Annotated in this window: 27 protein-coding genes; 13 read left to right on the top strand and 14 right to left on the bottom strand. The window is 64.7% G+C overall.

The window, feature by feature from the left end; all coding sequences use genetic code 11:
- Positions 1-756: 756 nt before the first annotated feature.
- Together P6U31_RS16450 and P6U31_RS16445 are read right to left on the bottom strand one after the other, a co-directional pair.
- Positions 757-2037, bottom strand: coding sequence for an amidohydrolase family protein (locus P6U31_RS16450; RefSeq protein WP_407189430.1), 1281 nt, complete (start codon positions 2035-2037; stop codon positions 757-759).
- A 257-nt stretch (positions 2038-2294) separates the two neighbouring features.
- The gene (locus P6U31_RS16445) at positions 2295-3149 is read right to left on the bottom strand and encodes an SDR family NAD(P)-dependent oxidoreductase (RefSeq protein ID WP_407189429.1); all 855 of its coding nucleotides are present in this window, start codon (positions 3147-3149) and stop codon (positions 2295-2297) included.
- A gap of 365 nt (positions 3150-3514) precedes the next feature.
- Between P6U31_RS16445 and P6U31_RS16440 the strand changes: the two genes are divergently transcribed.
- A complete protein-coding gene (locus tag P6U31_RS16440; RefSeq protein ID WP_407189428.1) occupies positions 3515-4306 on the top strand; it encodes an alpha/beta fold hydrolase in 792 nt (263 codons plus the stop codon).
- A gap of 174 nt (positions 4307-4480) precedes the next feature.
- Here the strand turns inward: P6U31_RS16440 and P6U31_RS16435 are convergent, their stop codons facing one another.
- On the bottom strand, positions 4481-5719 hold the full coding sequence (locus P6U31_RS16435; protein WP_407189427.1) for an MFS transporter: 1239 nt from the start codon (positions 5717-5719) through the stop codon (positions 4481-4483).
- Between the two features lie 129 nt (positions 5720-5848).
- Between P6U31_RS16435 and P6U31_RS16430 the strand changes: the two genes are divergently transcribed.
- The gene (locus tag P6U31_RS16430) at positions 5849-6454 is read left to right on the top strand and encodes a TetR/AcrR family transcriptional regulator (protein WP_407189426.1); all 606 of its coding nucleotides are present in this window, start codon (positions 5849-5851) and stop codon (positions 6452-6454) included.
- 295 nt (positions 6455-6749) lie between these two features.
- On the opposite strand, the gene P6U31_RS16425 is transcribed toward P6U31_RS16430, so the two are convergent.
- Positions 6750-8123, bottom strand: coding sequence for a PleD family two-component system response regulator (locus tag P6U31_RS16425; protein WP_407189425.1), 1374 nt, complete (start codon positions 8121-8123; stop codon positions 6750-6752).
- A 14-nt stretch (positions 8124-8137) separates the two neighbouring features.
- Positions 8138-8503 (bottom strand): response regulator, encoded by a 366-nt coding sequence (locus P6U31_RS16420; protein ID WP_027573612.1) that lies wholly within the window; start codon positions 8501-8503, stop codon positions 8138-8140.
- Between the two features lie 242 nt (positions 8504-8745).
- On the opposite strand from P6U31_RS16420, the gene P6U31_RS16415 reads away from it, so the two are divergent.
- From P6U31_RS16415 to P6U31_RS16405, 3 genes are read left to right on the top strand one after another with little or no spacing between them, the layout of a single operon-like run.
- On the top strand, positions 8746-9057 hold the full coding sequence (locus P6U31_RS16415; RefSeq protein WP_407189424.1) for a DUF3572 domain-containing protein: 312 nt from the start codon (positions 8746-8748) through the stop codon (positions 9055-9057).
- On the top strand, positions 9054-10343 hold the full coding sequence (locus P6U31_RS16410) for a DNA polymerase IV (protein ID WP_407189423.1): 1290 nt from the start codon (positions 9054-9056) through the stop codon (positions 10341-10343). The genes P6U31_RS16415 and P6U31_RS16410 overlap by 4 nt, the downstream gene beginning before the upstream one ends.
- Positions 10343-10750, top strand: coding sequence for an ACT domain-containing protein (locus P6U31_RS16405; RefSeq protein WP_407189422.1), 408 nt, complete (start codon positions 10343-10345; stop codon positions 10748-10750). The genes P6U31_RS16410 and P6U31_RS16405 overlap by 1 nt, the downstream gene beginning before the upstream one ends.
- 31 nt (positions 10751-10781) lie before the next feature.
- On the opposite strand, the gene P6U31_RS16400 is transcribed toward P6U31_RS16405, so the two are convergent.
- From P6U31_RS16400 to P6U31_RS16390, 3 genes are all read right to left on the bottom strand, one after another.
- On the bottom strand, positions 10782-11183 hold the full coding sequence (locus tag P6U31_RS16400) for a RidA family protein (protein ID WP_407189421.1): 402 nt from the start codon (positions 11181-11183) through the stop codon (positions 10782-10784).
- Positions 11184-11296: 113 nt separating this feature from the next.
- Positions 11297-12142, bottom strand: coding sequence for a cell envelope integrity EipB family protein (locus tag P6U31_RS16395; protein ID WP_407189420.1), 846 nt, complete (start codon positions 12140-12142; stop codon positions 11297-11299).
- Between the two features lie 47 nt (positions 12143-12189).
- Positions 12190-12387, bottom strand: a complete 198-nt coding sequence (locus P6U31_RS16390) for a hypothetical protein (RefSeq protein ID WP_407189419.1) — start codon at positions 12385-12387, stop codon at positions 12190-12192.
- Between P6U31_RS16390 and P6U31_RS16385 the strand changes: the two genes are divergently transcribed.
- From P6U31_RS16385 to P6U31_RS16370, 4 genes are all read left to right on the top strand, one after another.
- Complete coding sequence (locus P6U31_RS16385; RefSeq protein WP_014494672.1) at positions 12386-12853, top strand: RidA family protein; 468 nt, start codon at positions 12386-12388, stop codon at positions 12851-12853. The two genes, P6U31_RS16390 and P6U31_RS16385, sit on opposite strands and share 2 nt — an antisense overlap.
- Positions 12854-12859: 6 nt before the next feature.
- On the top strand, positions 12860-13606 hold the full coding sequence (locus P6U31_RS16380; protein ID WP_407189418.1) for a glycerophosphodiester phosphodiesterase: 747 nt from the start codon (positions 12860-12862) through the stop codon (positions 13604-13606).
- A gap of 98 nt (positions 13607-13704) precedes the next feature.
- Positions 13705-14946, top strand: coding sequence for a GNAT family N-acetyltransferase (locus P6U31_RS16375; protein WP_407189417.1), 1242 nt, complete (start codon positions 13705-13707; stop codon positions 14944-14946).
- A gap of 77 nt (positions 14947-15023) precedes the next feature.
- Positions 15024-15452 carry an HIT family protein gene (locus tag P6U31_RS16370; protein WP_407189416.1) on the top strand — a complete coding sequence of 143 codons (429 nt, stop codon included), beginning with the start codon at positions 15024-15026 and terminating at the stop codon, positions 15450-15452.
- A gap of 156 nt (positions 15453-15608) precedes the next feature.
- On the opposite strand, the gene tsaA is transcribed toward P6U31_RS16370, so the two are convergent.
- The 4 genes from tsaA to P6U31_RS16350 all read right to left on the bottom strand — a co-directional run bounded on the left by tsaA (position 15609) and on the right by P6U31_RS16350 (position 18364).
- Positions 15609-16100, bottom strand: a complete 492-nt coding sequence (gene tsaA / locus P6U31_RS16365; RefSeq protein WP_407189415.1) for a tRNA (N6-threonylcarbamoyladenosine(37)-N6)-methyltransferase TrmO — start codon at positions 16098-16100, stop codon at positions 15609-15611.
- A 32-nt stretch (positions 16101-16132) separates the two neighbouring features.
- Positions 16133-16483 (bottom strand): AzlD domain-containing protein, encoded by a 351-nt coding sequence (locus P6U31_RS16360; RefSeq protein WP_407189414.1) that lies wholly within the window; start codon positions 16481-16483, stop codon positions 16133-16135.
- Complete coding sequence (locus P6U31_RS16355; RefSeq protein WP_407189413.1) at positions 16480-17220, bottom strand: AzlC family ABC transporter permease; 741 nt, start codon at positions 17218-17220, stop codon at positions 16480-16482. The genes P6U31_RS16360 and P6U31_RS16355 overlap by 4 nt, the downstream gene beginning before the upstream one ends.
- A 181-nt stretch (positions 17221-17401) precedes the next feature.
- On the bottom strand, positions 17402-18364 hold the full coding sequence (locus tag P6U31_RS16350) for a transglycosylase SLT domain-containing protein (RefSeq protein WP_407189858.1): 963 nt from the start codon (positions 18362-18364) through the stop codon (positions 17402-17404).
- A gap of 93 nt (positions 18365-18457) precedes the next feature.
- On the opposite strand from P6U31_RS16350, the gene P6U31_RS16345 reads away from it, so the two are divergent.
- Together P6U31_RS16345 and P6U31_RS16340 are read left to right on the top strand one after the other, a co-directional pair.
- Entirely contained in the window at positions 18458-19495 is a 1038-nt protein-coding gene (locus P6U31_RS16345; protein ID WP_407189412.1) for a TRAP transporter substrate-binding protein, read from the top strand.
- 69 nt (positions 19496-19564) lie between these two features.
- Entirely contained in the window at positions 19565-20203 is a 639-nt protein-coding gene (locus P6U31_RS16340; RefSeq protein ID WP_407189411.1) for an HAD family hydrolase, read from the top strand.
- Positions 20204-20308: 105 nt separating this feature from the next.
- On the opposite strand, the gene P6U31_RS16335 is transcribed toward P6U31_RS16340, so the two are convergent.
- Together P6U31_RS16335 and P6U31_RS16330 are read right to left on the bottom strand one after the other, a co-directional pair.
- Entirely contained in the window at positions 20309-21349 is a 1041-nt protein-coding gene (locus P6U31_RS16335) for a phenylacetaldoxime dehydratase family protein (RefSeq protein WP_407189410.1), read from the bottom strand.
- A 28-nt stretch (positions 21350-21377) separates the two neighbouring features.
- Entirely contained in the window at positions 21378-22394 is a 1017-nt protein-coding gene (locus tag P6U31_RS16330; protein WP_407189409.1) for a carbon-nitrogen hydrolase family protein, read from the bottom strand.
- A gap of 180 nt (positions 22395-22574) precedes the next feature.
- Between P6U31_RS16330 and P6U31_RS16325 the strand changes: the two genes are divergently transcribed.
- Together P6U31_RS16325 and P6U31_RS16320 are read left to right on the top strand one after the other, a co-directional pair.
- The gene (locus P6U31_RS16325) at positions 22575-23531 is read left to right on the top strand and encodes a helix-turn-helix domain-containing protein (RefSeq protein ID WP_407189408.1); all 957 of its coding nucleotides are present in this window, start codon (positions 22575-22577) and stop codon (positions 23529-23531) included.
- A 99-nt stretch (positions 23532-23630) separates the two neighbouring features.
- Entirely contained in the window at positions 23631-23867 is a 237-nt protein-coding gene (locus tag P6U31_RS16320; RefSeq protein WP_407189407.1) for a hypothetical protein, read from the top strand.
- The last annotated feature ends 86 nt before the right edge of the window (positions 23868-23953 follow it).

Here is a 23953-nt window from a genome sequence, read left to right as displayed (position 1 = left end):
ATTGGAAGGACATGGTCATGAGATTGTCATCGAGCCTTGTCGTGCCTTCAACCATCGCTGCTTTGTCGACGGTCTTGCTGTGCGCCCCGGCAGCATCGCAAATCCCAACGGGCCCCGCCGCCACGCTTCCGCCTGTCACGGTCGATGCGCCGCAACAGGTGGCAAGACCGCACGTTTCCGAGCGGGGAGCAAGCACAACGGCATCCCGCCGGACAGCTCCAACCGTTCGAACGCCAACCGCGCGTGCGCCTTCGTATGCGCCGGGTTCTGTGATGGGGAGGATTGCCAGCCTGGAGAAAGTCGCCAGCAGCTGCAACGGCGGCTGTGCATCAAGCTTCCGGCACGGCAACGAGCCCTGGATTGGATGCAGTGAGTCGGGTGGCGGCCTGAACTATGGACCCCTGTCGCCGACGTGCCGAGACACCATCACCCATTCATCCTACGAGAATTGCGTTGAGACGAAGGTGTTCCTGGGCGAGTTTCGAAACAGAGCCCACTGGTTTTGCAGCAGCCTGCAGGCCGGCAACAGGTTCAAGGTCGCCGATCTCAAGCGCTCAGGACGCTCGCGTTAATTCTTCCTCGCCGCAGGCCTTCTGCTGCGGTTGAGCAGCAGCCCTCTGCTCTCGCGCGTCTTCGACACGCTATCCCCGAGCGACGACAAGCCGTCGTCGCTCGGATACGCGACGTGCGATGCACGGCATCGCATCGGAAGGCTCGAGAGATGAACGGCCGAGATGCGCGCCGTCGGCCGCCTCTCTATCTGACCGCGAACGGCGCCTGATAAGGCCGGCCGAAGGGCACCCCGTTGATCACGGTCTGGATCGGCTTGAGATAGGCCTTCCCTTCCCGCTTGTTGTTGCGGGTGTCGACGAAGCTGACCGGCCCCTCCACCAGCTCCATGATGGCGACATCGCCGGGCGCACCGACCTGGAGGGTACCGATCTTCGGCGCGCGATTGATGATTTTCGCCGGCGCCGTGGTGGCCATCGCGACCACCTGCTCCAGCGTAAAGCCGAGCGTCATGAACTTGCTCATCACATTGGGCAGGAACGGAATGCCCGGCGAATTGCCGGAGAAGACGTGGATGTCGGAGGAGATCGTGTCCGGCGTGCATCCGCCGGGGATCGCCACTTCCGCCACGGTGAAGTCGAAGCTGCCGCCGCCATGACCGACGTCGAACATGACGCCACGCTGCTTGGCCGCGAGCGCCGCAGGCAGCAGCTTGCCGTCCTGGACGATATTGGTGAAGACGTTGGACATGTTCGGAGCGCCGGAATAGGCATGCGTCAGCACGTCACCCGGGCGCAGCAGATCGAGAATCTGCGACATCAGCTCCTTGGTTTCGACGCCGCCGATATGCACCATCATCTTGGCCGGCCAGCCGCACATCTCGCACGCCTGGATGCCGCGCTTCAGCGGCTCGAGCCCGTGCTTGTAGATCACGTTCTCCGACATCCGCACCTTGACCCCGAGCAGGAAATCAGCGTTCTCGGCGAGCGCCATTGCGCAGGCTTCGGTCTGTGCGACGTCGATATTGTACAGCTCGGCAGCCGGGAACGCCGAGAGCCCGTTATTGGCGATATGGACGAAGGCGTACATCCGCGCCCGGGTCTGGGCCACGATGAACCGGCGCAGCGCCGCCAGATTATTGACCCCGGCATCGCCTGCCGAAACGACGGTCGTCGTGGCCTGAAACTGCACGAGCTCGTCGGCGGGAATGCCGATCGCCGAGCCGTAAGGATAGACGTGACAATGCAGATCGACCAGGCCGGGCATCACGAGCTTGCCTGACGCGTCGATGCTCTTCAGCGCACGCTCGGCGGGGATCGTTTCCTGCACGGTCTCGATTACCCCCCAGCGGATGCCGATATCGCGTCTGGCGCGCAGTGACTGGCTTGGGTCGAGCACCTCGCCGCCGCGGATCACCAGATCGTACTTGTCGTTCGGGCCCATCGCGGCCCGCACCGGCGCGGTGAGGCCGACAGTAGCAACGGATGTCGACAGTGCCAGGAAATCGCGGCGTGATAACGCGGACATGATCGTCCCCCCCCTGTGCTTTTTTGTTTGCGGCAATGACCGGATTCGACCAGCAGCTCCGCCCCTGACGCCAACGCAGGCGTTCAGCGATGGAGCCAAAGCCATTGTGCCCGGAGAACCGATCCTATGACTGGATACAAGCCCTGAGGAGCGGCGAAATTTTCAAGAGCCGCATGAACCTTCTCGACGCGGCATCGACTAAGCGACCGCATCCGCTGGGTCGCTTGGTGACCGGCACCTCGGAGCAGACATGAGAGCTAGCGTCGCGGCGTTCTGCCGCGGATGCGGTCGAAGCCCTGCTTGATCGCTGCGAAGCGCTCGTCGATGTAGGGCTCGTGCTCGGTATCGGTGAAAATGTAAGGCCAATCATTTTCGATGGCCTCGCAGACCAGCTCGCCCACATAGAGCGGATCAATGCCGCAGCTGATCCGTTCCTGGAATGCCTTGATGAACTCGGCGCGAGGTCCTTCCGTCGGCGGAGGATTGCCGACGGCCCCGGCAAATCGCTGCGGCACGTTGCGCCGGGAGTTCATGATCTGCGTGCGGACTATGCCCGGACACAGAACGGAGACTCCGATCTTCCTCGGCGCGAGGACCTTACGCATCCCTTCGGACAGTGCCACCACTCCGTATTTGCTCACGTCGTAGGCCGGACTTGGTCCCGGAATCAGCCCGGCGACGGACGCTGTGGAAACGACCTGCCCTCCTTCGCCATGCGCTTCGATCAGCGGACCGAAAATCTCGAAGCCCCAGATCACCGACCTCAGGTTGACGCCGAGGACCCAGTCCCAACCAGCATCGGTCCACTCACCATACGGGCCGCCGCCGCCCACGCCCGCATTGTTGACCAAGATGTGGATCTTGCCATACCGCGTGACCGTCGCGTCCGCTGCCGCCTGAAGCTCGCCTTTGAGCGAGACGTCGGCTTTCACGCCATCGACATCGACGTTGGTCCGTGTCTTCAGGTCCGCGACCGCTTTTTTCAGCGCCTCTTCCTCGATGTCGCAGAGCATGACCTTCACCCCCGCCTGTGACAGCGCGGTCGCGATCCCAAGGCCAATGCCCGAGGCAGCGCCCGTCACGAAGGCGGTCCGTCCAGCTAGGTCCTTCATGGGCCTTCTCCCCTGTTTCACCCAACAGTTCGCCCGCCAGACTGCGCCACAGTCTCGTGTCCCGCGCCCGTGCGCCAAGCCTGGAAGTAGCCGATCGCCTTCAAACTAGCACATTGGAGACCGGCTGGATAACGAGGATGGGATCGGTTTTCGGAAGCGTTGGCTCCACGCCGACCATGATCATTCAAGTCGGCTTGGCCGGGTGCCGCCGACTTCCGCTCTATCCCTACAAACAGTCATCGTTACCGGACGTCGACATTTCTCAAATGGGCCGACTACAGACCTTGGCCCCGAACAGATTCGCGGATATCCTTCAGGTTGCATTCCCACTGGTGGTCCGACTTCCTTGAACAATAGGAATTGTCATGACGAATAGTGGAATTACCCGTCGCCACATGCTTGGTAGTACTGCAGTCGGCGGTCTCGCGGCAGTAGCGGCACGCGGCGTAATAGGTGCAGCCCGCGCCCAATCAGCGCGAAAGACCTTCGTCTTAGTCAGCGGCGCCTTTTGCGGCGGCTGGATATGGCGCCGGGTTGCTGACCGGCTCGAACAAGGCGGTCACAAGGTATTTGCTCCGTCACTCACCGGTTTAGCTGATCGCTCGCATTTGCTGAGCAAGGACGTCAATCTGGACACCCATATCTCCGACGTCGTCAACCTGATCAAATGGGAAAGTCTCGATAACGTCTGCCTCGTGCCGTGGTCCTTTGCAGGCTATGTCGGTTCCGGCGCGCTCGAAAGCATCGGCGATCGCGTCTCATCGGTTGTGTGGCTTGATGCCTTCATTCCTGCCGACGGACAAAGGGGCGCGGACACCGCAGCCGAGCCGGTTCGCAAAGGCATACAAGCGGCCATCGACAAGGGCGAGGCAGGTGTTCGTGGATCGGCGAAGTATCCGCCCGCTGTCGTTGCGGAACGCGATCGGGCCTTCGCCGAGTCCAAAGTCACTCCGCACCCCATCGGCACCTATCTTCAACCGATCAAGTTACGGGGGCCCTCCAAAAGGTGGCGAAGAAGACATACATCCGCCTCCCCAAGTTTCCGATGCCGGCCTTTGATAAGGCACTGGCAGACTGCAAGAGCGACAAGTCTTGGGCCACGTTCGAACTGCCTGACGTTGGACACATGGTCATGCTCGATGCACCAGATCGCCTGACCGAGTTGATCCTGCAAGCCGCGTGAGATCGACCTCGCCACAACGCAAGATGTAGACAGCACACCGGAGCGCGATGCGTCCGCCTCGAGTCATACAAGCCGTCGATTGCGACGAAGCAACGCGGCGTCCGCTCCAAACTCGGAAGCGGACGTTCTTTGAGTCCTCTCCTCGCGCCTACGCCGTCCGCAACACCGGCGCCGGCGGCTGCGAGGGCCTGACCAGCGCGAACGCCACCTGCACGATGCCGCCGGCGAGGCCGAGCGCGACGCCGATGCGCCAGGCCATGGTGTAGGAGCCGAGCGCGTCGTAGAGCAGTCCGCCTCCGTAGGCGCCGAGGAAGCTGCCGATCTGGTGGCTCATGAAGGCGAGGCCCTGGATCATCGCCTGCCAGCGCAGGCCGAACATCTCGGCGACCGCGCCTGCGACCAGCGGGCCGACCCCCATCCAGAGGAAGCCCATGATGGCGCCGAACAGCAGCGTCGAGAACGGGGTGGCCGGCAGCATGAAGTACCAGGCGAGCGCCAGCGAGCGCAGGATGTAGATGCCCCCGAGCAGCGCCAGCTTGTTCCAGCGCTGGCCGGCCCAGCCGAAGAACAGCGAGCCCAGCACGTTGAAGCCGCCGATCATGCCGAGCGTCTGCGCGCTGAGCATCGGATCGAGGCCGCAGATCGCGAGATACGACGGCAGATGCGTGGTGAGAAACACCAGCTGCATGCCGCAGACCAGATAGGCGCAGGTCATCACGACGAAGGAGGCATTGCCGAACGCCGCCTTCGTCACGGACGCCGCGCTGGCATCGCCGATGTCGTCGGCAGCAGGCTTGGGCAGCGGGACCTGATCGACGCGGCCGGCATACCACGCCGCAGGGATCATCAGCACCGACATGACGACGAAGCCGGCAAGACCGACGCGCCAACCAAAACCCTCGTTGAGCATCTGCCCGATCGGGGCCGACAGCAGCGCACCGAGCGAGCCCGCGCCGGAGACGATGCCGAGCACGGTCGAGCGCACCGTTGCCGGCACCGCGCGTGCCGCCACCGACATCGCGATCGCGGCCGCGGTGCAGGCCAGCGACGTCCCGATCAGCACGCCGGCGCCGATCATGATGCTGGGAAGCCCGTTCGCGGTCGCCATCAGCGCGAGCCCAGCGATGTACATCAAAGCGCCCGCAATCATGATGGGACGGAAGCCGTAGCGCACGGTCATCGCGCCGGCGAGCGGCTGCAGAAAGCCCCAGGCGAGGTTCTGCACGGCCAGCGCCAGGGTGAAATCCGAGATAGAGATGTGGATGTCATGCGTCAGCGGCTGCATGAAAATGCCGAGCGACTGCCGCAGCCCCATGCTGAGCGTCAGCATGATCGAGGCGCCGATCAGGATCGGCAATGTCGGACGCAGGACCTGCAGCAGGGGCATTTTCTTCTCCCTTTTGGGCACGGCGCAAAGACCGTCGTCTGCTTTTGCCGCCGATTTTGATTACACAGACCTGTGTACTTAGGCTATAGGTAGCAGGTACTGTCAAGCGAACAGGACGCATTCCGCTGCATGGCTCCCCCGCCCGCCCCACAGACGATGAAAGAGCGGATCCTTCAGACCGCCGACAAGCTGTTCTATCTGCAAGGCATTCGCGCGATCGGCGTCGACACCATCGCGGCCGAGATCGGCATCTCCAAGCGCACGCTCTACAACCACTTCCCCTCCAAGGACGCGCTGATCGCGGCCTATCTGGAGCGCCGTTTCGTGCACGCATCCCCCTCCGACAAACCGCCGGCCGAGCAGATTCTCGCCACCTTCGATTCGCTGGAGCGGCGCTTTGCGGCGAAGGACTTTCGCGGCTGCCCGTTCGTGAACGCGGTCGCCGAGCTCGGGCCCTCCGACCGCGCCGTGAAGAAGATCGCGATCGCCTTCAAGGAAAGCCGCCGCCTCTGGTTTCGCGACCGGCTGACCGAGCTCGGCGTTGCGAAGGCGGACGCGCTTGCGACGCAGCTCGTGCTGCTGGTCGATGGCTCCATCGCTCAGGATCTCGTACGCGACGATCCGGCGATGGCGCGCGCGGCGAAGGAAGCGGCGACGGTCCTGTTGCGCAATGCCGGCGTGGATGTGGGGGGCGATGCGAAGCCGGCGAAGCGAAGCAAGCCAACGCCACAATGATCGCCGTCACCGTATCGTTCGGTGTCATCACCCGCGAAAGCGGGTGATCCGGTATTCCGGAGGCGGTTGTGATTGAACCGAGAGGCTGCAGCGTACTGGATTCCCCGCTCGCGCGGGGAATGACAGCGGAGTTTGTAGGACTACCGCGATCCTACCAACATGCTCCTGCTTTGCCCGACGAGTCAAATCGCGCTGCCGACAGCGCAAGCCTTCTTGCTACCCGCCTAACCCATTGATCCGGCTAGTGCCGGCTACTGTGCATGGGGTTGTTTTCGCGTTTTTATGCGGACGGCCCTTACGCCGCGTGCGACACCACGCGGTTGCGGCCGTCGTGCTTGGCGCGGTAGAGCGCGGTGTCGGCGCGCTTGAGGACGTCGGCGACCGCCTCGCCCTTCTGCTCCAGCGTGGTGAGGCCGATCGAGATCGTGACCTCGATGCGCTTTGCGCCTTTGTGGATCGCGAACGGCTCGCCCGCGATCGAACGGCGCAGGCGCTCGGCGACCATGCCGGCGACGTGGAGATCGGTCTCGGGCATCACGATGACGAATTCCTCGCCGCCATAGCGGCAGGCCAGATCGATGCCGCGGATCGACTTGCGCACCCGCACCGCGAATTCGCGCAGCACGTCATCGCCGGCGTCGTGGCCGTAATTGTCGTTGATCGACTTGAAATAGTCGATGTCCAGGATCATCAGCGCCAGCGGCTTGCCGCGGGTCGCGGCTTGCTCGGCGAGCGTCGCCAGGTGGCTCTCCATGTAGCGGCGATTGTGCAGGCCGGTGAGCGCGTCGGTGATCGCCATCTCGATCGAGTTCTGCACGTTGTCGCGCAGATGATCGGTGTAGCGTCGGCGGCGGATCTGGGTGCGGGCGCGCGCCAGGAGCTCGGTCCTGTCGATCGGCCGCAGCAGGTAGTCGTTGACGCCGATCTCGAGGCCGCGGAGCAGCCGCGTCGAATTCTCGGGATCCGCGATCGCCAGGATCGGCACGTGGCGCGTCCGCTCCAGCGAGCGCGCCTGGCTGCAGAGGCGAAGGCCGTCGAAATCGTTGAGGTCGAGGGAGACGATCAGGAGGTCGTAATTGCCGTCGGCGGCGTGGAACAGCGCCTCCGTCGGGTTCGGCTCGACGTCGACGGTGTGCTCGGCGGCGAGGATCGTCGCCAGCCGTTCGTAGGAGGACGGGCGATCGTCGACCAGGAGGATGCGGCCGCCCTTGCCGGTATCCGCGACGGCGCTGCGCTCGGGCGCCTGCATGCCGATCTCGAGCGAGGTGATGGCGCGCATGCGCAGCTCGTCCGTCATCATCTTCAGCCGCGTCAGCGAGCGCACCCGCGCGATCAGCACGACGTCGGAGACCGGTTTTGTCAGGAAGTCATCGGCGCCGGCCTCGAGCCCGCGATTGCGATCCGAGGGGCTGTCGAGCGCCGTCACCATGACGATGGGGATGTGATGTGTGGCCGGATCGGACTTGAGGCGGCGGCAGACCTCGAACCCATCCATATCGGGCATCATCACGTCGAGCAGGATGATATCGCATTCGGCCCGGTGACAGATCGCCAGCGCCTCGGTGCCGTTCGAGGCAGTCATCACGTCGAAATATTCGGCGGAAAGGCGAGCCTCTAGCAGCTTGACGTTGGCAGGGACGTCATCGACGACGAGGATACGCGCGGACACTGTGAACTCACTTCCTATCCGATAAAACGCCGGACCGTCTCAATGAATTTGCCGACCGAGATCGGCTTGGACAAATAGGCTTCGCAGCCGCCCTCGCGGATGCGCTCTTCGTCGCCCTTCATCGCGAATGCCGTGACCGCGACGACGGGAATGGTGCGCAGCTCCGGATCGTCCTTGATCCAGCGCGTCACCTCGAGGCCGGAGACCTGCGGCAATTGGATATCCATCAGCACGAGGTCGGGCCGCATCTTGCGAACGAGGTCGAGCGCCTCGTAGCCATTGCTGGTGCCGGTGGTCTGGTAGCCGTGCGCCTCCAACAGGTCGCGGAAGAGCTTCATGTTGAGCTCGTTGTCTTCCACGATCAGGACGGTCTTAGCCATCCCGCCCTCCTGATTGGTCCGAAGGACCGGTCCATGTGACGCCTCAGACGCCGCTCGCCGGCGTTTCGAAAACTGGATTCAAACTAGCCTCAGATTCGCTTGAGTTTCGTTAAACCCGAGGGTCGACTTTCTGCGATGTGGTTTCCAGTTGCTTGTCTGGGGTCGGAAGACTTGAGGCCGAGACTCGGGCATGATGATTCCAAATTAGAGACCGAAAGTTAACGGAAAGGCAAACCGTCCCCTTGAAAAAGCCTGTTCACAACCCCCGCGAAGTCGCTGAAATCGTTGCGATTCAGGCGCTGTCCTTCGTCGCCAGCGAGCCCGAGCGGCTGGGCCTGTTCCTGGCCGAGACAGGCGTCGGTCCGGAGACCCTGCGCAACGCCGCCTCGGACCCGAACTTCCTCCTCAGCGTGCTCGATTTCGTGATGCGGGACGATGCCACCGTGAAGGCCTTTGCCAGCTCGGCGGAACTGCATCCCACCAACGTTGCCGCGGCGCGGCAGGTCCTGGGCGACGCCCTCGGCGATCCCAATTGGGAGCGCGACGTGCCGTGACCGCGCTCGACCCGGCCGGGCCTCGCTGCTTCTGCCGGGATTGTTCGGCCGATCTCGATATGGGGGTACGCCGCTGCTCCGCCTGCGGTTCCCCTCGCCTCGTCCGCCACCGCGCGCTGGCGAGCCTGACCATTGCCCATATCGACTGCGACGCCTTCTACGCAACGGTCGAGAAGCGGGACAACCCTGACATCGCCGACAAGCCCGTCATCATCGGCGGGGGAAAGCGCGGCGTGGTCTCGGCCGCCTGCTACATCGCGCGCACCTATGGCGTGCGCTCGGCCATGCCGATGTTCAAGGCGCTCGAGGCCTGTCCGCACGCCACCGTGATCCGCCCGGACATGGCCAAATACGTCCGCGTCGGCCGCGAGGTGCGCCAGGCCATGCAGGCGCTGACGCCCTTGGTCGAACCGCTCTCGATCGACGAGGCCTTCCTCGATCTTTCCGGCACCGAGCGCGTGCACGGCATGATCCCCGCAAAGGTGCTGGCGCGCTTTGCCCGCGACGTCGAGCGCGACATCGGCATCACCGTCTCGGTCGGCCTGTCCTGCAACAAGTTCCTGGCCAAGATCGCGTCCGACCTCGACAAGCCGCGCGGCTTTGCCGCGCTCGACCAGGAGGAAGCGCGTGCGATGCTGGCTTCGAGGCCGGTCGGCTTCATCTTCGGCGTCGGCCCCGCCACGCAGGAGCGCCTCGTGCAGCGCGGCTTCCGCATCATCGCCGACCTGCAGAAGGCCGACGAGATCGAGATGATGCGGCAGTTCCCGAGCGATGGCCGCAGGCTGTGGCGCCTTGCGCGCGGCATCGACGACCGCCGCGTCGAGCCCGACCGCGGCGCCAAGACCATCTCCAGCGAGACCACCTTCGACACCGACATCCGCGATTTCGCGACGCTGGAGAAGATCCTGTGGCGGCTGTGCGAGAAGACGTCGACACGGCTGAAGAGCAGCGCGCTCGCCGGCTCGACCGTCACGCTGAAGCTGAAGACCGCCGATTTCCGTCAGCGCACGCGCTCGCAATCGATCGCAGCGCCGACGCAGCTTGCCGCGAAGATCTTCTCGATCTGCCGCGAGATGCTGGCGAAGGAGATCGACGGCACCGCCTTCCGCCTGATGGGCGCCGGCGTCAGCGCACTGCGCGAGAGCTCCCCTGCCGACGATACCGACATGCTCGACCGCCGCGCCGCCCATGCGGAACGCGCCGTGGACAGCCTGCGCAAGAAGTTCGGTAGCGCGGTGGTGATCCGCGGCATTGCCTATGAGGGGCCGGAGAAGGCGCAGGAGTGATGACCGGTGAACGCGATCTCGACGCGCTGCTGCGGCATATGAAACCGCAGCTGCAGCCGGGTATTTTTGTGTTTTGCACGATCGCGGCAGACGAGACTATTCCCACAGCACTCGATCCGCTCATGACATTTCGCGAGCAGGAAGGAACGACGCTAGTGCTCCCTCGCCAGGACGCCGAACGCGCGGGACTGCACTACGCATTCGCCTCACGCCTGATCACCCTCACTGTTCACTCCGCACTCGATGCCGTCGGCTTGCTGGCGGCGATCACGGTGCGCCTCGCAAACACCGGCATCAGCGTGAATGCCGTGTCGGCGTTCCACCACGACCATCTCTTCGTACCCGTTGACCGGGCCGACGAAGCGATGGCGACTCTACAAGAGCTGTCAGAGACGAAGCACTCGTAGCGCGACCTGGATTGCTACGGCTGCTGCGACATCAATCCGCGACCGCGATCGCCTCGATCTCGATCAGCCATTCCAGCGCGGCGAGCGCGGAGACGCCGACCAGCGTCGAGGCCGGCGGCTCCATGCCCTCGAAGAAGGCGGAGCGGGCCTTGCCGATGATGGGACGCAGCTCCGGCTTGTAGTTCACCACGAAGGTCGTGATCTTGACGATGTTGGAATAGCTCGCCCCGGCCGCTTTCAGCGCGAGCCCGAGATTCTGCATCACCTGCGTCGTCTGCGCGGCGATATCGCCCTCGCCGACGATCCGCCCCTCCTCGTCCACCGAGACCTGCCCGGAGATGTAGATGGTGCGCGCGCCCGAGGCGGTGACGACGTGGGAATAGGCGGGATTGTGATGCAGGCCGCTGGGGCGCAGATGATCGAGCTTGGGCATGGGCTGGCTCCCTGAGGTTCTTGTTGCGATGGAGCGTAGCTGGAGAGTGTGACGAGAGCTAGTCCGTCATTGCGAAGGAACGAAGTGAAGAAGAGATATCTCTTACTGCCCTCTCAATTGCAGGGCTTGCTGTCCTTGACGTCGAACTTGCCCATCGCGCCGGCGATGACGAAATCGTTGTAGTCGAGCACGAGCTGACGGGAGACACCGTTCTCGTAGAGCTCGAACGCCATCGCATAGACCGGCGTCTGCTCGCCCTCTTTCTGCTGCGCGTCGCGGTCGAAATAGCTGACGGTGACCGGCCAGCGCTTGAGCGACTTCATGTGCTCGTCAGACGTGGACGGATCGGACGAGGTGGTGCGGTCGGCCGGGATCGGCTGGCCGATCACGGTCAGCGTGTTGTAGACCTTCTGGCCGTCGTCGGAGCCGTCATAGACCGACAGCTCGAGCAGCGACTTGCCGTCCTTGGCGGCGGCGATGATGCGCTGGATCTGCTCGGTCGGGAACACGATCTTGCCGTCGAGGGTGAAACTCTTCGGCTCCGGCAGCTTCAGCTTGACGTTGATGTGGTCGCCGTCACGCTCGGCCGAGCCGTCGACCCGGCCGGCATCCGCCTCGTTCATGCGCGTCTCGATCTTGAAGCGATAGCTCTTGCCGGCAGCATCCTCCCAGGAATTGGAGCGCAGGTCGCTGAGCGTGACCTTGCCCTCGCCGCTGTCGAGCTCGGACACCTGGCGGAATTCGGAGGTGTAGCCTTCGCACGAGCTACCAGTAAAGTTGTAGAGAATGCGGCCGCGCGCGCTGTTGACCGAGTTGGAGCGCGATTTCACCAGGCTGAGATCATAGAGCGCCTGGTGCGGCAGGAACGGACCGTTCGCGGCCTGGGCGCCCTCGCCAAGGCCGAAACCGGCCGCCGCGAGCGCCATCACACCGAGCGAAGTCCGGAAAAGGTGCACCATGTCTATTCCTTGAGGACGCATCCTTGGGGAAGCGCAGATTCAACATTTTAATGACCGTTCCATTGCGTCGCAACTGAGGCCGTTTCACGTAAAGTTGCGGCCTGCCGTTGAACCTGCTGCCCCGCCTCGGAAAAAGGCATCTGCTTGCGGGTTGCTTGCATGTGACGGCCTGATAGGCGAAACAGGGCCGGCCCGGCCAGCGGTCGCGCCGGGGCGAAGGATTTTTGGACAACGAGGTCGGACATGGCGGGCACGGTCGAGCAGAAGTTGGCGGAACAGGGCATCAAACTGCACGAGGCTCCCACCCCTGTCGCCAATTACGTCCCGTTCGTGCGCACCGGCAATTTGCTGTTCGTCTCCGGTCAGGTCTGCTTCGATCCCGCCGGCAAGCTGATCGCCAAGGGCAAGCTGGGAGCCGGCGTCTCCATCGAAGACGGCGCCGCGGCGGCACGCGGCTGCGCGGTGAATCTGCTGGCCCAGGTCAAGGCGGCGCTCGGCGATCTCGACAAGGTGGTGCGCGTGGTGCGCCTCGGCGGCTTCATCAACTCGGCGCCGGACTTTCTGGACGGGCCGAAGGTGCTGAACGGCGCCTCCGACCTGATGGTCGCCGCCTTCGGTGACAAGGGCCGCCATGCCCGCACCACCGTCGGTGTCGCCTCGCTGCCCGCCGATGCGGCGGTCGAGGTCGAAGGCGTGTTCGAGGTCGCCTGACGCCAAATGCGCGCTCCCGATTGGCTGACAGCCCGGCCGGTCGCCCATCGCGGCCTGCACGACATCTCCCGTGGCGTCGTCGAAAACATGCCGGGCGCGGTGCAAGCCGCGATCGCCGGCAATTTCGCGATCGAGGTCGACATCCAGCTCTCCGCCGATGGCGAGGCCATGGTGCATCACGACCATGCCCTCGGCCGCCTCACGGAGGCCACCGGTGACGTGATCTCGAAGACCGCGGCCGAGCTGAAGGCCGTCAGGTTCAAGGACACGCCTGAGCGGATGATGTCGCTGTCAGACCTCTGCGCCCTCGTCGCCGGCCGTGTGCCGCTGGTGATCGAGGTGAAGAGCCATTTTGGCGGCGACCGCAAGCTGGTGAAGCGGATGGCCGAGGTGCTGGCGTCCTATGACGGCCCGGCCGTCGGCATGTCCTTCGACCCCGACCAGGTGCTGGCCCTGCGCCAGCTGTTGCCCTCCCGCCCGCGCGGCATCGTCGCGCAACGCACCTATGAGGACGACTATTGGGCCAAGCTCACGCAGGAGCAGCTCGACAGCATGCTCTACCTGCGCCACGGCTTCCAGACCCAGCCGCACTTCGTCGCCTTCAAGGTCGACCATCTCCCGGCCCCCGCCCCCTGGATCGCCCGCAACGTCTTCGGCTGCGCGCTGCTCGGCTGGACGGTCCGCACTCCGGAGCAACGGACGCGGGTGGGCCAATATGCGGACCAGATGATTTTTGAGGGGTTCGTGCCGTAGGGGCATCGCTCCCTCCGCGGCAATGAGGGCGGTGGCCAACCGCTACGTATGTTCCGGCCCCCTTGAAGTCGCTGCTGCAATGCACGATCTTGGGGCCAATGGCATCATCCGAAATTACGCTCGAGGCCGTCCCATCCATTGGCGAAGTCTCGCCCGAGGATTGGGACGCTTGCGCCAATCCCGGCGGCCGGTGCCTTGGGGGTGGCAACGGAACCTCAACCGGACTTCCAGGCGATTCCCTCGGCCTCTCAAAACCTGCCTATAACCCGTTCGTCTCGCACGCATTTCTGTCGGCGGTCGAGAAATCGGGTTCGGCGACCATTCGCACCGGCTGGGGCCCACGGCATCTCGTGGCCAAGGTCGATGGCCGCGTCGTCGGCCTCGTCCCCTGCTATCTGAAATCGCATTCCCAAGGCGAGTACGTGTTCGACCGCGGTTGGGCGGACGCCTATGAGCGCGCGGGCGGGCGCTATTATCCGAAGCTCCAGGTCTCGGTTCCCTTCACTCCGGCTACCGGGCCGCGGCTGCTGGTGCGCGATGGCGTCGATCGCGAGCGCATCACCGAGGCGCTGGCGAGTGGCCTCATCGCGCTGTGCGGCGTCAGCAAGGCCTCCTCCGTCCACGTCACCTTCGCGCTGGAGAGCGAATGGAAGCTGCTCGCCCAGCACGGCTTCCTCCAACGTACCGACCAGCAGTTCCACTGGCATAATGAGGGCTTTGCGAGCTTCGACGACTTCCTGGCGACGCTGAACTCGCGCCATCGCAAGTCGATCAAGCGCGAGCGGCGCGATGCGCTGGCCGCCGGCATCACCATCCACTGGCTCACCGGCAAGGACATCACCGAGCACGCCTGGGACGCCTTCTTCGAATTCTACATGGAGACCGGCTCGCGCAAATGGGGCCGCCCCTACCTGACACGCGAGTTCTTCTCGCTGATCGGCGAGACCATGAGCGAGGACGTGCTGCTGGTGATGGCCCGCCGCAACAATCGCTGGATTGCAGGCGCGATCAATTTCATCGGCTCGGACACGCTGTTCGGCCGCAACTGGGGCGCGGTCGAGCATCATCCCTTCCTGCATTTCGAGGTCTGCTATTATCAGGCGATCGACTTCGCCATCAAACGCGGCCTCAGACATGTCGAAGCTGGCGCCCAAGGCGAGCACAAGATCGCGCGGGGCTACCTGCCGCGTACGACCCATTCCGCGCACTTCATCGCCGATCCCGGCCTGCGCCGCGCCATCGACGATTACCTCAAGCGCGAGCGCGCTTATATCGCCGAGGCCGGACGGGAGCTTGCCGAGCTCGGCCCGTTCCGAAAAGGCGCCGACGAGGCGCCTTGACGCTTTGCTGTTGCTGGTGACAGTAAGCGCAAAATTCTGAGCGCAAAGTGCTTGAACGTTTCTTGGGAGCCGCCGCCATGACCGCCTACGACACTAACAACATCTTCGCAAAGATCCTGCGCGGCGAGCTGCCCTGCTACAAGGTGTACGAGGACGAGCATGTCTTCGCCTTCCTCGACATCATGCCGCGGGTGCCCGGTCACACGCTGGTGATTCCGAAGGCGCCTGCCCGCAACATCCTCGACATCAAGCCTGACGATTACGCCCATGTCGCTCGCGGCGCGCACAAGATCGCGGCCGCCGCCATGAAGGCCTTCAAGGCCGACGGGATCACCGTGCAACAGTTCAACGAGCCCGCCGGCGGACAGGTCGTGTTTCACCTGCACATGCATGTTATGCCGCGCCACGACGGCGTCGCCATGCTGCCGCCCGCGAGCCGCAAGGAAGACGACAAGGTGCTGCAAGAGCACGCGGCGAAGCTGATGGCGGCGTTGCAGGCGGGCTGACGCCACACACCCCGTCATTGCGAGCCAACGGGTCCGCGCGAAGCGCGGCCCGATGACAGGCTCCGCGAAGCAATCCAGGAATGCATCCGCGGAGACAATCTGGATTGCTTCATCGCAAGAGCTCCTCGCAATGACGGGCTTAGAGGGGTGCGCCCCTCACTCCGTCTCGAAATCGCCCTTCTGCGGCGCGGCCAGGGGCGTGAATTCGCAACGATCGGGCTTGATGTCGATCAGCGGCGTGTTGTCGATGCAATCGAGGCCCCGCACCAGGATCGCATTGCCCTCGATGCCGACCAGCTTCACGATCGACGTGCCGATCGGATTGGGCCGCACCGGCGAGCGCAGTGAGAACGTGCCGCGGGTCTTCTCGTTGTTCTTCGGGCTTTGCAGGATGATGTCGCGGCGCGACTGGTCGAGCCAGTAGAGCACTTCGAGATTGCTGTAGAAATCGACGCCCTTGATGGCCGGCACGAACGGCTCGAAGATCTCGAGCCGGCAGATCGGACCGTCCTGACGTCCCTGCCGCGGCGTCTCCAGCCGCGACGTCCAGGGGGTGCGGATACGGCCGATGAAGACGAGACCGGCGTCTTGCGTCGGCGGCAGCTCGATGGCGATCTCGCCCTCGCGGAGCTCCTGTTCGCGAACCATATTTTCTGTTCCTTGGCTGTTCGCCGGCGGTTTTAGCCCAACCACCACTTGCCGGCCAGCATGAAGACCTCGCCGGTCACGACACCCGCAAAGATCGAGCGGCGGGTCAAGAGGAACACGACGAGGCCGGCAGCCACCGCGCCGTAGCGCAGCACATCAGGCACGCTGGCGAGCGCGCCCGGCGGCTCGACCACGATCTGGGCGATGACGCCGGCAAGAATCGCGGTCGCGACCGCCCGCACCCAGACCAGCAGCTCGGAGCCTTCGTCGATGCCGCCGCCGAACCACAGGCCCAGCATGCGCCAGATCTGGTTGGGAACGACGCCGGCGACGAACAGCACCGCGAGCGCCTGCCAGTCGCCGACCGCTTGCGCAAAGCTCATGCGCGCACCTCCCGCCACCAATGCACGCCATAGGCGATCGTGCCGGCCACAAGCCCGCTGACCAGAATATCGAGGCCGGAGCTCATCTTCGCGGCGAGTGGATACAGCAATATGCCCAGCACGAGCGCGACGACATCGGCAACCTCGCGGCTGTTGCGCGCGGTCGAGAACAGGAAGGACAGCGGCGTCAAGAGCAGGATCGCCGCTCCAAGCGTCTGCGTCAGATTGGCGGCGAGGAGATAGCCGACCGTGTTGGCGACGAGGCACACCGAGACGAGGCCGCAGCCGAGCCCATGAACGAAAGCGATCCGCCGCTCGCGCGGCACTTGCGGGAGGAAGCGGTGACATTCGACCCACAGCGTCACTGCGGTGAGATGCGCGGCAAAGACCAGCTCACGCCGCTTGGTCGTCGGCGTGCGCATCAGCGGCAGCACCGAGACCACCATCGGAAACAGCCTGATCGCACTGACGGTGACTGCAATCGCCGACTGGATGATGGTGGCACCGGAGCCGAGCGTGGTGATCAGGATGATCTGCGCCGGTCCTGCCCAGACGAACAGCGTCGAGCAAAGCGCCCAGACCAGGCTGAAATGGGTATCATGGGCGAGCGCACCGATGCCGAGATAAGTCACGAACAGCACGATGGTGAGGATCGTCTGCGTGATCGAGCGTAGCCCCCAGCCGAAGGCAAGCCAGCGGCTATTCCATTGCGGTGAATCGAGCGGAGGGAGCGCCACGGGAAGTCTTGGCCGGATGAGGAATCGTGCTCGCATAACGGGCGATGCGGCGGCGCGCGTCAAGAAAGGGCGCGGCGGGGCTGGCATGCGCGCGCGCGCACAGCGCGTACCCCACTGCCGTCATTCCGGGTTCGCGCCAAGAGGGCGCGCCCCGGAATGACCCGCGGAGAGAGACGCGCCCCTACCCGCTCACACCCCTATTCCTCAGCACGAAGCACGCCCCGCCGGCTTTGCGGATACGGCCGCACAGTTCATCAGCCTCGGCTCGCGTGTCGGCGCCGATGCGCACCTGGTAGAAGGCGCGCGTGCCGCGGCTGCGCATCACCGACGACAGCAGGCTGGGATCGCGGTCGCCGATCACCGTATTAAGCCGCGTCACCGCGCGGGAGTACATCGCAAGAGCCCTGTTGCGGTCGAAGCCGGCGGCGAGCTGGACGCCCCAGGCCTTGGCGGCCGCAAGCTCAACATGCTGCTCGAGCTCAGCGACGAAGGCATTCGGCGCGCGCTTGAGCAGCGCCATCAGATCGCGACAGCTCGTCGGCGGCGAGCTCGGCGGCCCCTTGCCGGTGCTCCCCGCCTTGGCCCAGGCATCGACGCTGGTGCCGGTGATGGCGTAGACGTAGTTGCGGGTCTGCTCCGGCATAGGCCCGGTCCCGGCGAGCCATTCCTGCACGCGCCGCGGACCGGCATTATAGGCCGCCGCGGCAAGGCCGAGATTGCCGAACTGGTTGCGCAGCTCACTCAAGAACTCCGCCGACTTCGGCAGCGCCTGCACCGGATTGAACGGATTGAGCAGCCCGCGCTCGCTCGCCGTGCCCGGCATGAACTGTGCGATCCCCTGTGCGTGCTCGCCGCTGCGCGTCATGGGACCGACGGCATCGGCCTGGAAGCGGCTCTCTTGCCAGATCACCCGGGCGAAGAACTCCAGCGGCAGATTGGCATCGCGCGCGGCGGCCTCCACGATCAGGCAGATCGACTCCCGCGTGTCGCTCTCACGGCCATCGGACTTCTCCGGCGGCTTCGCAGGCGTCTCGGCGCTGGGACTGGCATCGATCTGTGTCGGCGAACTCTCCGACGCCGGGACCTGTGACACCGAGACGAGCAGCGCAGTGACGATGCCAGATGCAATCTGCACCCATTGCATGCAGGCATGGCGGTGGCGTCCGCCGGCGCGGCGTGCGACAAGATGATCCGCCACGCTGTGGCACCGTGCCATGGTTCGATGAGTTGCCAATCTATGCTGCCTGACCTGCCTGTCTCAATGCATTCCCCCGCCAAACGGATCCGCACCATTGTCGCCTTCGCCGCCTGGATCGCGCTGATCCTGAACGTCGCGCCGGCCCTCGCCCAGGTCACCACTCCAGTCACTTGGCAAATGACCACGGAATACCCTGAGAATAACATCTCCGGGATCGGGCTTGCGACTTTTGCTGGCCGCGTTTCCGAACGTACCCACGGCTTCGTGACCGTGACCAACGCCTTCGACAACAAGCTCAAGATCAATTCGAGCGAGATGCCGCGCGCCGCGCTCGATGGCCGGATCGCCGGCGGCGATGCCTTCGCAGGCGCGCTCTCCGGCGTCGACCCGGTGCTCGGATTGTCCACCCTGCCCTTCCTCGTGCAATCGGTCGAGCTCGCCCGCGCCACCAATCTGCGGGCGCGCCCGCTCTACGAGAAGGCGCTGGCGGCCCGCGGCCTCAAGCTGCTCTATCTGACGATCTGGCCTGCCACGGGCCTGTGGTCGGAGCATGCACTCGCAGGCGCCGACGATCTGCCGAAGCTGGACTTGCGGGCCTATGACGCCAATTCCAGCGCGGTCATGCGCGCGGCCGGCGCCAACGCGCAGTTCCTGCCGATGGACGCGGCGCTCGCGGGACTGAAGGAGCATCGTTTAAACGCGTTCCTCACCTCCGGCGACGGCGGCGCCGGGCGCAAGCTCTGGGAGTTCCTGCCGCACTTCACCGCCATCAACTACGCGATGCCGGTGTCGATCGCGTTCGTTCGCAGCGACGTTCTTGCCGAACTGCCTGAACCGATGCAACGCGAGGTGATGGCAGCGGCCGCCGAGACCGAGCAAAGCCAGTTCGCGCTTTTGGCCCATCGCACCTCCGAAAATTATGCACGCATGCGCGACAATGGCGTCACCATCGCCGAGCCAGCACCGCAATCGCTCCTCGCCGCGCTCCGGAAGGCGGCATCGGTCACGGTCGCCACCTGGGAGGCGCAGGCCGGTGAGGACGCCGCCGCGATCGTCGAATGGGCCCGGCAGCAATGACGCATCCGCTCTTGACTTGAAAGCCGATCCAACTAGCAACGGGACGGCATCAACCGAGGATCCGGCGGCATGGCGACAATCTTCTTCGATCTCGACGGCACGCTCACGGACCCGAAGCCGGGGATCACCCGCTCGATCCAGTATGCGCTGGAGCGGCTGGACGTCACCGTGCCGAGCGAGGACGAACTGACCTGGTGCATCGGGCCGCCGCTGCATGCCAGCCTGAAGAAGCTCACCGGAACCGACGAGCTCGCCGACCGCGCGCTTCTGCTCTATCGCGAGCGCTTTTCCGACGTCGGCTTATTCGAGAACGAGGCCTATGCCGGCATCGTGGACACTCTGACGACGCTGGCCGCAACGACACCGCGCATGTTCGTCGCGACCAGCAAGCCCGTCGTCTATGCCACCCGCATCGTCGATCATTTCGGCCTGAAACCGTATTTCGAGCGCGTGTTCGGCTCCGAACTCGACGGCACCCGTGTCGACAAGCGCGACCTGCTGCGCTACGCGCTGGACCAGACCAAGGTCGATGCAGGCAGCGCGATCATGATCGGCGACCGCAGTCACGATGTGATCGGCGCCCGCACCAACGGCATGACCGCGATCGGCGTGCTCTATGGCTATGGCAGCGAGGCCGAGCTCAAGGACGCCGGCGCGCATCACATCTGCACCGCGCATCCCGAGCTGCTCGGCCATTGCGTAGCCTAAAGCATGATCCGCAAAAGTGCGAAGCGGTTTTCCGGAACGATCATGCGCAAACAACAACCTAAAGCGCGATGACGATTCATCCAAATCTCATCGCGCTCTAGCCGATCAGGCTCCGACCGTCTGCACCGCGGCCAGCATGCCCGTTTTCGGGTGACAATTCAGATATTCGAAGAACTGCTCGTCCGCGGCCGCCACCGTGACCTCGTGATAGAGCCGCAGCCTGGCTGACGGCCCGAGCGTCGAGAGGTATTTCATCGCCGCGCCAAAAATCCGGACATGGGTCGGATGCGACTCTGCCCAGCGCTCCAGCGCGGCGAGGCTTTTCCACCAGCTCTGGCCATAGGACTTTTCACTCGCACGGCCGTCGGCCGAGAGCACCTGCATGTAGCGGTTGGCATAGCAGCCGATCGCAAGACCGTCGTCGCGCAGGAAATTCATGCCCTCGCGCAGCACCGGCTCGACATCGTCAAGATAGAGCCTGCGTTCCGATGCTTCGGTGTCGCTCCAATCCTGTCCGGAACGGATCAGGCAGAGATTGTCGTGCGCCACGACGCGAAGACGGTCGCCGTCGCGGATCAGCTCCGGCGTGCCGCTAGGCGCCATCGCGTCGGTTTGGGAGAGCGAGATACGGTCGCGCATGCCACCCCAATAGGCATGCTCCTGAACCTCGCCGCTCATGGCGTCGGCGATCGCGGCGACGCCCTCGGTACGGTCGGGCGAGGAGAACAGCGTCTCGTGCCGCGCCACGGTGGGACGCAGCACCTCGATGAAGGTGCCGATGCCCTCGCGCGGCTGTCCGGTCCAGGCCTCGCGCGCCGGTTCGAACCAGGTGTCGAAACGCGCGATATTGTCCCAATAGGCGGCCGAGACGATGGTCTCATGGCCGGCCTGGTCGAGGTAACGGGCGCGGTCCCAATGCAAGGGGCCGCCTGCCGCAACGAACCGGCGCGCAATCTCGGCAAGCGCCTCCGTTGCGACATTCGGTGCGGCGCCGCGATACTGCATGCCGAAATAGGCCATCACGACGCGGCTCACACCCGGCTTGTAGCGCGCCACGAAGGACGGATATGGCGGCTGGTAATCGTCCGGCACGCGCTTGTGGCGCGTACGCTGAGTCTCGAGATGCCGAGGAATTGCGGATTCCATGGCCGTGTCCTCCCCTCGATTGCAGTGATCAGCTTGCCGCCGCGGCGATGTCCGTCGGCTCGACGGTGTCCACCGGCAGTGCGAACTGCTCGACGCGCTGGTATCGCTTCTTGTTCAGCAGCAGCCGCGTCACGTCGGGACGCGAATAATGGCCGGCCGGGTCTGCCGCGTTCTTGGCGACGCCGATGGCACCGAGATTGATCTCGGCGATCAATAGCCCTTCCTGGTCCGGCGCCAGCTTGTCGCCGATCTGGCTGCCGTCGGGGCCGTAGATCGCGGCAAAGCCGCCGCCGGCATGCAGCAGCGCATGCTTGTCTGGCCGGTCGCAGAGCTCGTCGATCATGGCCTGTGACACCGTCGCGCAAGGCGCCAGCACGAAGCAGGAGCCCTCCACCGCATAGACGCGCGAGGCGGCGTTGTTGACCTCGGCCCCCAGCGCCGGCGCGAAGGGATCGTAGAGCGAGAAGCTCGGCCAGGCCGCGACATGCACCTGCTCGTTCTGGGCGTACATCGCGTATTTCGATAGCGGCTGCAGATGCTCCCAGCAGCACAGCGCGCCGAGACGGCCGATGTCGGGCCGCGCATGCACCGCAAGATCGCTGCCGTCGCCCTCGCCATAGACCGTGCGCTCGGCATGGGTCGGCCGCAGCTTGCGACGCTTTGCGATGGTCTCGCCGTCGGGGCCGATCAGCCATTGCGCCAAGTAAAGGCTGCCGCGGTCGCGTTCGGACAGGCCGATCACGGCGGTGAGCTTTGCCTTGCGCACGGCATCGCGCAGCCGCTCGGCCTGCGGGCTGTCATAGGACAACGAGTTGTCGAAATAGCGCTGCACGAAGCCGCGGCCGATCGCCCAGGCCGGCGAGTCCAGCCAGATATGCCAGGGGTAACCAGGGATGAAGGCCTCCGGAAAGGCGATCAGCTTGGCGCCCATTTCCGCGGCTTCCCTGATCAGCGCGATCGACTTGTCGATCGAGGCGTCGAGGTCGAGCCAGGCCGGCGCAGCCTGCACCACCGCCACCTTGTATTTCGGATGTTCGATGCCCATTGCCGCCTCCCTTGCCGGTTGATCGGAAGCCATCTCCGATGCAGTCTATTTGGCCAAGCCGGGCGGCCGCGCGCTCGACCGCAGCGGAACAAAAACTCGACTGGACGCGACCGGCGCCCCCGGTATGGAACTTGCCTGCGGTCAGGCGGTATTGCGGGATGTGAAAGGGAGGCTGTCCCAATGCCAATCCAGTTCACGACGGACGGCAGTCCCGGCTATCGGCGGCTCGCACTCTGGCAGGACATCGTCTGCGACGTCTTCGTCGGCCTCGACTGCAAGTCCGATCTCGGCAGCGCCTTTCGCGGTTCGGTGACGCAGGTCCCACTCGGCAAGGCGGTGTGCTCGGAGGTGTGCTCCGATCGCCAGCACGTCTTCCGCACGCCCTCGCGCATCGCGCGGTCGGATCAGGATTTCGTCCTGATCGCACTCGGCCACCGCGGTGACGGCGGCGTGGTGCAGGACGGCCGCGAGACCGTGATTCATCCCGGCGAATTCGCGCTCTACGACACCACGCGCCCCTATGAGCTGAAGTTCAAAGATGCTTTCACCCAGACCATCTTCAAGGTGCCGCGCGAGATGTTGCAGCGCCGGCTCGGCGGCACCGAGACGCTGACCGCGATGTCGTTCGGTGCTGACGCTCCGCTCGAGCGGCTCGCCTACGACTTCGTCTTCCGGCTTTGCCAAAGCGCCGACCGCCTCCCCTCGGACAACGCCGCCGCGTTGTCCGAGCAGGCCGTCGATTTGCTCGCGATGGCGCTGAGCGAACGGCTCGGCAAGACGTCGCTGCCGTCCTCGACCCACCGCTTCGCACTGATCTACCGGCTCAAGGCGCACGTCCGCGCTCATCTCGCAGACCCCGACCTTTCATTGCAGGAGACTGCGGCGGCGCTCCGCATCTCGCCGCGCTACGTGAACGACCTCCTCGCCGACGAAGAGACTTCGTTCCAGCGCTTCGTCCTCGTCGAACGCCTCGCCCATTGCCGGCGCGACCTCGCCTCGCCCCTGCTCGTCCATCGCCACATCAGCGAGATCGCCTTCGCCTGGGGTTTCAACGACCTCTCGCATTTCGGCCGCGTCTTCCGTGAGCATTTCGGCATGTCGCCGCGCGATTTCCGGCACAGCCAGTTGCGGCACTGAGATCCACGCAGCCATTGGCCGGAGCCTTCGCTCGGGGCGAAGGCAAGGCTCGTGAAATCCAGATTGTCAGGCCTTGCCGCCTGCATCAGGGTGGCGTGCATGAGGACACACGCCACGATAAGCGGAACGGAGCTGCTGCTGGGTGTGATCGCGATCCGGCTCGCGGTGCTGGTTCTGGTCGGCTGGGGCCTGACGCTCTTGCCGCGGCAGGTGCGCCACGGCGAAATTGCCTGCTTCCCCGCGCCTGCAACGCAGAGCGAGGCCCAGCATCCGGCCAAGACGGTCGGCCCGCGCGTTGCCGACGCGGCGCTCGATGACATGCTGTTGCACGACTAGGCGGATGTCGAAAGCAAGGCGGGTATGTGCGCGCGTGATAGGACGAAGCGCTTGCTTGCGCTAACTTCGGCACAAGGCCGCAACGA

Source organism: Bradyrhizobium centrosematis, from assembly GCF_045571495.1.
Lineage (GTDB): Bacteria > Pseudomonadota > Alphaproteobacteria > Rhizobiales > Xanthobacteraceae > Bradyrhizobium > Bradyrhizobium centrosematis.
This window is presented reverse-complemented; position numbering and strand designations above follow the sequence as displayed.